At 60.0% G+C, this 6,117-nt stretch carries 5 protein-coding genes and 1 riboswitch; of the genes, 3 read left to right on the top strand and 2 right to left on the bottom strand.

Going from position 1 to position 6,117, the window contains the following annotated elements; genetic code table 11:
* Window positions 1–433 precede the first annotated feature (433 nt).
* Together IEX75_RS23085 and IEX75_RS23080 are read right to left on the bottom strand one after the other, a co-directional pair.
* On the bottom strand, window positions 434–1,306 hold the full coding sequence (locus IEX75_RS23085; RefSeq protein ID WP_188798214.1) for a DUF5672 family protein: 873 nt from the start codon (window positions 1,304–1,306) through the stop codon (window positions 434–436).
* Window positions 1,307–1,358: 52 nt separating this feature from the next.
* Window positions 1,359–2,375 carry a cysteine synthase A gene (locus IEX75_RS23080; protein ID WP_188798211.1) on the bottom strand — a complete coding sequence of 339 codons (1,017 nt, stop codon included), beginning with the start codon at window positions 2,373–2,375 and terminating at the stop codon, window positions 1,359–1,361.
* A gap of 204 nt (window positions 2,376–2,579) precedes the next feature.
* Window positions 2,580–2,695: riboswitch (SAM riboswitch) on the top strand.
* An 83-nt stretch (window positions 2,696–2,778) separates the two neighbouring features.
* Here IEX75_RS23080 and metX point away from each other — a divergent pair.
* The 3 genes from metX to IEX75_RS23065 are packed head-to-tail and all read left to right on the top strand — an operon-like array spanning window position 2,779 to window position 6,107.
* Window positions 2,779–3,816, top strand: a complete 1,038-nt coding sequence (gene metX, locus IEX75_RS23075; RefSeq protein ID WP_188798209.1) for a homoserine O-succinyltransferase MetX — start codon at window positions 2,779–2,781, stop codon at window positions 3,814–3,816.
* Window positions 3,817–3,819: 3 nt separating this feature from the next.
* The gene (metB, locus tag IEX75_RS23070; RefSeq protein WP_188798207.1) at window positions 3,820–5,028 is read left to right on the top strand and encodes a cystathionine gamma-synthase; all 1,209 of its coding nucleotides are present in this window, start codon (window positions 3,820–3,822) and stop codon (window positions 5,026–5,028) included.
* Window positions 5,025–6,107 (top strand): homoserine dehydrogenase family protein, encoded by a 1,083-nt coding sequence (locus IEX75_RS23065; protein ID WP_188798206.1) that lies wholly within the window; start codon window positions 5,025–5,027, stop codon window positions 6,105–6,107. The genes metB and IEX75_RS23065 overlap by 4 nt, the downstream gene beginning before the upstream one ends.
* Window positions 6,108–6,117: the final 10 nt, after the last annotated feature.

The raw sequence follows: 6,117 nt of genomic DNA, 5'->3' as shown, positions 1-6,117 counted from the left end.
GCAGCTGCGCCGATGGTAGTGTGGACTTCCATGCAAGAGTAGGTCACCGCCAGGGGCTTTATCCTAAAAACGCCTTCCCGTTGGGGAAGGCGTTTTGCTTTAGGGCGTCACGACCGGTTGTTGCTGCAACGACTTGAGACAGACCGGACGCGAGAGTGAGCACGAGACCAACCGTGCTAGACGCGAATTCACGGACTTCGCAAGAACATAACTGGTGCCTAAGCGAAGACAGTCGATGTTCGGCGCTCAATAGCGCAGCGTAGGCCCCCTGCGGGGACTGTGTGAGAGACCTATTGCTGCTAACGCACGTCGGTCGGTGACTAGCTGTAGCCGAATTCCAACATTGCCGCTCACGCAGGCTTACATGCACGGCATGTGTAGCAACGCTCGCATTAGTTACCGGCAACTTGCACACAGCGAATTTGCGTTTCTCTCAATCAGCAAACTCCACCCGATAGCCTCGACGCACAAACATCTTCACCAAATCTAGTTCGCCATACAGTTCGCTAGCCTTTGCACGCGAAATCGTGTAGCTAATGGTGGGAGGTTCGATGCTAGCCAGACGTCGCAACTTCGAGTGATGACCAAAGATACTCAGCGCATCCATCCCATGATGCACAGCTCCAGCGTGTTCGATGGCGAACCTGCCAGCGATATGCAATGGAGCGAAGCGTAATCCCTTCATTTCAAGCGCCGAACGGAGTACGCCCGACAGCTGCACGTCCTCAAGCAAAACGTCGTTGTGCCAATACATCCGCAAGGGATCACCTTCCACCAGATCTGGTGGAGGAATAGATACCCGTATATCCAGATGCTCCGCCAAGGCACGCATCAGCCGGTAGCTTCTCAAACTGAAGCCACCATTGAGCACAGGCGTGATCGTATAGCCTGGGCGGTCAAAATCATTGCACCACTGGAATCCCCGCACCCAGCGCGAGTCATCAGGCGTCTGGACATATGCCAAATGGATAGGCGCGCCAATGTAATCGTAATCAAGAAACTCATCGCGCCAGTTTTCGGTACTGAGCACCCAACCATCGTCCTGCACGATCAACGCAAATTCTGTCTTCACTACACGCCACAGCGCGAACAGCATGAACCAGCTGTACTCGTGATAGTTCATCGCCTGAATCGCCTGCCAATCAACGGAGGCTGGAAGATTCCTTGGCGCCTGCGGGCTGCACAGCAATGCGCGCGCGCCTGGCATTTGCTGCTGGCACCAGGTGAGGGAAAGTGCTGCGCCGCTCGCGTCGGAGAGGCCGCTGACGGAGACGATAGTGATCCTTTCGAAAGCTCCCGAGCTCATCGTGTATTTGATGTCCTAATGGCTATACCGTGATTTGGGACGGATAGCCGCGTCAGCTGCCGAACGATTGCGCCAGCCAATCCGGTACCGGGATGTTCTTGTCCCGCAGAAACGGTGGATTGAATAGTTTGGCCTGATACCGCGTGCCTGCATCGGCCAATATCGTAACAACGGTGTGCCCCGGCCCTAGTGCCTTCGCCAGTCGAATCGCGCCAGCCAAATTCACACCGCTGGAGCCGCCAATGCACCACCCCTCATCGTGTAATAACTGGTGCAATAGCGGCACGGATTCCTGGTCCGAAATCGACCAGGCCAGGTCGATCGGCGCGTCCTGGAAATTCGCGGTAATGCGGCTGGAACCAATGCCTTCGCTGATGGATGTACCTTCCGCGACCAGCTCACCACGATTGATGTAGTTGGCCAGCGCCGAGCCGGTAGGGTCGGAAAGTGCGATCTTCACTCCAGGCTTGCGCGCTTTCAGTGCCTTACCAACACCGGCCAGGGTGCCGCCTGTGCCGGCCGAGCAAACAAACCCGTCGACCCCGCCTGCTGTTTGCTCCCAGATTTCCACTGCCGTGGTCGCCTCGTGCCAATCCCGATTGGCGGTGTTGTCGAACTGATTGCCAAACCAGGCGCAGCCGGGCGCCTGCTGGTTCAAGCCCTCGCAATAGGCGCGGGCGATATGTACGTAGTGCTTGGGATCTTTGAACGGCGCCGCCGGCACCAGCCGCACTTCGGCGCCTGCTACGCGCAAAGCATCGATCTTCTCGCGGCTCTGTGTATCCGGCATGAAGATCACCGACCGGTAGCCGCGGCTTGCCCCGATCAGGGCCATCCCGATCCCCGTATTCCCTGCCGTGCCCTCTACGATCGTGCCGCCGGGGCGCAGCAGACCCTGGCGTTCTGCATCCAGAATCAGCCCCAGAGCCGTGCGGTCCTTGATCGACCCGCCTGGATTGAGGAATTCGGCTTTGCCCAACACCTCGCAGCCGGTCAGCTCCGAGGCGCGGCGAAGGCGCAGCAGAGGGGTATGGCCGACGGCCGAGGAGAGATCAGGCTTGATGCTCATGGCGTGAAGTGTGATCACCGTCAATGAAACAAGCGTGAGGATACCTCGACTCGGGCAGCCTGCCACCGCCCCGGCCTGGGGCGATCAGCCTTGCATATGGTCTTTTCCCATATGGCAAAAATCGGCAGTAATTTTGAGGTGTTTTTACGTTTAGACGTCTAAACGTCCATTGACGGTAAAAAAGGCCGTCTGTATAGTCGATTCCACTCATCGAGACCGGCTGAGGGACAGGCCCTTTGAAGCCGGGGCAACCTGCAGGATCAAACCTGCAACGGTGCTAACTCCTGCGGGGCGCGTAAGCGCCGACCGAGAGATGGGGTGTCGTCAATCCATGTCATGCATGGAGTATTCGACGACAACTCCTCGTAGGTTCTCCGCAGGGCGATGCAAACGGAGAACTGAAATGCCTCACCTTGCCAACTCCTCCCTCGAAGATCGCCCCACTGCCGTGGTCGTGCCTCTGCATTCGCGTAGCACGCTTACCGAGCAGCGCAGCTCCCGCCGCCTGACCTTGCAGCCGAAGTACGGCCATGGCACCAGCCAGGTGGACGTGCGTTATCAGTGGACGGGCGCATCGGATGCGCCCACGATCATCGTGCAGGGCGGTATCTCTGCGGATCGCTATGTAGCCGGCGCCGAACAGGGCAAGGCTGGCTGGTGGTCCGAGTTGGTGGGACATGGCCAAGCCATCGACTTGGCGCATTGCCGCGTGCTCAGCATCGACTGGCTCACGCCGGCTGATTTCGGGAACAACCCACGTGCCATCTCCAGTGAGGATCAGGCCGATGCACTGGCAGGACTGGTGGATGCGCTCGGTATCGGCCGCGTTGCCGCTTTCGTCGGATCTTCCTACGGAGCGATGACCGCCCTCGCATTTGCCGCACGTCATCCGGACAAACTGGAGAAGCTGGTCCTGCTTGCCGGAGCCCATCGCGCTCATCCAATGGCTACCGCGCAGCGTGCGATCCAGCGCCAGATCCTGCGTCTGGGCCAGGCCTCGGGCCAGATCAGCGAAGCGCTTTCCCTGGCGCGTCAGTTGGCCATGACCACCTATCGTGGCAGCGAAGAATTCGCGCGCCGCTTTGACAGTACGCCGGACTATCGCGAAGGCCGCTTTCATTTCCCGGTCGAGGATTACCTGGAACACGCCGGCCGCAGCTTCGTCCAACGCTTCGATCTGGAACGCTTTCTTGCGCTATCCGAATCCATCGATCTGCATGACGTCGCGCCGGAATCGGTCAACATCCCGGCGGCGCTGATCGGCTTCCCTTCCGACCGCCTCGTGCCGCTGGCTGATCTGTGCGAATTGCAGCGTCGCCTGCGTGGTTCGGCCACGCTGGAGGTGGTCGATTCACCCTATGGCCACGATGCCTTCCTGAAAGAAACCAACAAACTGGCGCCGCTGCTGCGCCAGGCCATTTCTTGTCGTCGTGGAGCTTGAGCCATGTGTGCTGATATCGCTAAGGACGCCGCCTCCAGCACTCGTGCCGTGCGGGCAGGCATTGAATCGGACACGCAGCACGGCGCCGTCGTGCCGGCGCTACACCTCTCGACCAACTACAGCTTCACCGGTCTGGGTGGCAAGCGTGCCTATGACTATTCGCGCAGCGGCAACCCCACGCGCGATTTGCTCGGTAACGCCCTGGCCGAACTCGAGCAAGGTGCCGGGGCGGTGATCACAGCAAGTGGCATGGCTGCCGTTGCGCTCGCATTGGAACTGGTTCCCGCCGGTGCCACGGTGTTAGCAGCGCATGATTGCTATGGCGGCACTTGGCGCCTGCTCGATGCCTGGGCGAAGAAAGGGCGCTTCAACGTTCGCTTCATCGACCTCACCGACAACCATGCACTTGCTGAGGGCTTGGCACTGAAGCCAGCTCTAGTGTGGGTGGAAACACCATCGAATCCGCTGCTGCGCATTACTGATGTTCGCCATGTCGCACAAGCTGCGCATGCCGTGGGTGCCTTGGTGGTGGTGGACAACACCTTCCTCTCACCTGCGCTGCAGCAACCACTTACGTTGGGTGCGGATGTGGTCGTGCATTCCACCACCAAGTACATCAACGGTCACAGTGACGTCGTTGGCGGCGCCGTGGTGGCACGTGATGCTGCCGTGGCAGAACAGCTGAAATGGTGGGGCAATTGCAATGGCCTTACCGGTGCGCCTTTCGACAGCTTCCTCACGTTGCGCGGTCTGCGCACGCTCGGCGTGCGTCTGCGGCAACATCAGGAAAATGCAGAGCGCATCGCCACGTATCTCGATCAGCACGATGCCGTGCGTAAAGTGTATTACCCCGGCCTGGAGCATCATGCGGGACATGCACTGGCTGCACGTCAGCAGCAAGGCTTCGGCGGCATGTTGAGTTTCGAGCTTAATGGTGACGTGCCGCAGATCGAGGCTTTCGTGGATGGCCTTCATTACTTCTCGCTGGCCGAATCACTTGGCGGCGTAGAAAGCCTGGTCGCGCATCCCGCCTCGATGACGCATGCCGCGATGGCACCGGAAGCACGCCGCGCCGCCGGCATTGCCGATACGCTGCTGCGCTTGTCGATCGGTATCGAAGATAGCGATGACCTGCTGCGCGACCTTGAAGCCGGCCTACAGCGTGCGCAAGCGGTCAACGAGAACGCCTCGAAACGACGGGTACTTGCATGAGTGCGGTACTGGCCGAAGCCCCTGTTCCCAAGACAGCACCCGTTGCACAGGAGGCCGCGCTGGTACTGCTCGGCACCGGCGTGGTGGGCGGTGCATTTCTCAAACTGCTATGCACGCCCGTAGCAAAACGGCTGCATCTGGTCGGTGCGGCCAACTCACGCAAGCAACAGATCGAGGCGGCGCAACTTGCCGCACGCGATTTGCGCGAGCGGTTGAAGCGCGAAGGTGCACCACGTGACGATGCGGCACTACTGTCGGCGCTGGACGAACATCATGCGACGCTGAAAGTGATCGTCGATGCCACCGCCTCTGGTGATTTGGCATCGCGTCACGCCGATTGGCTCGCTCGCGGCTATCACGTCGTCACGGCTAATAAATCGCTGGCCGGTGGACATCTTTCAGGCTGGCGTGCGCTGCAGGCCGCGCGTGCTGCGGGCGGGCGTTATGGCGATTCCGCAACCGTCGGTGCAGGCTTGCCAGTGCTTTCTACACTGCGTCGCCTATGCGATTGCGGCGATAGCCTGCTCACATTGGAAGGCGTGTTCTCCGGTTCGCTTTCCTACCTGTTCAATACGTACGACGGTAGCCGCCCGTTTTCCGAGCTGCTGGGTGAGGCGCGCAAGCTGGGCTACACGGAGCCGGATCCTCGCGCAGACCTGTCCGGTGAAGACGTGGCGCGCAAGTTGCTGATCCTCGCGCGTAACGCCGGCTTCGCATTGGGCAGCGACGAAGTCATCGTGGAAAGCTTGGTGCCGGAAAGTCTGCGCGATATTTCCACCGAGACATTCCTTGCACGTTTGGAAGAACTGGATGAACCGCTGGCTGCTCTGCATGAAGCCGCGCGTGAGCGTGGCCATGTGCTGCGCTTCCTCGCTCGACTCAATCAACGTGGTCGCGCGCGCGTGGGCATTACCGAAGTGCCGCTGACGCACCCTGCTGCGCGCTTGTACGGTACCGATAATCAGTTTGCATTGACCACCACGCGTTACCACACACAACCGCTGGTGATTCAAGGACCGGGAGCCGGTCCCGAAGTCACCGCCCAGGCTTTGCTCGGCGATATTCTGGCGTTGGGTTGACGCGCAAAGC

This window comes from Dyella nitratireducens, assembly GCF_014642835.1.
In the GTDB taxonomy this organism is placed as follows: domain Bacteria; phylum Pseudomonadota; class Gammaproteobacteria; order Xanthomonadales; family Rhodanobacteraceae; genus Dyella_B; species Dyella_B nitratireducens.
The sequence above is the reverse complement of the archived record's forward strand: the minus strand, read 5'-3'. Positions and strand labels throughout refer to the sequence as shown.

Bases quoted from the DNA above. Each gene is read 5' to 3' on its own strand.
- IEX75_RS23085 (WP_188798214.1), bottom strand. From the start codon at position 1,306: ATGAGCTCGGGAGCTTTCGAAAGGATCACTATCGTCTCCGTCAGCGGC.
- IEX75_RS23080 (WP_188798211.1), bottom strand. From the start codon at position 2,375: ATGAGCATCAAGCCTGATCTCTCCTCGGCCGTCGGCCATACCCCTCTG.
- metX (WP_188798209.1), top strand. From the start codon at position 2,779: ATGCCTCACCTTGCCAACTCCTCCCTCGAAGATCGCCCCACTGCCGTG.
- metB (WP_188798207.1), top strand. From the start codon at position 3,820: ATGTGTGCTGATATCGCTAAGGACGCCGCCTCCAGCACTCGTGCCGTG.
- IEX75_RS23065 (WP_188798206.1), top strand. From the start codon at position 5,025: ATGAGTGCGGTACTGGCCGAAGCCCCTGTTCCCAAGACAGCACCCGTT.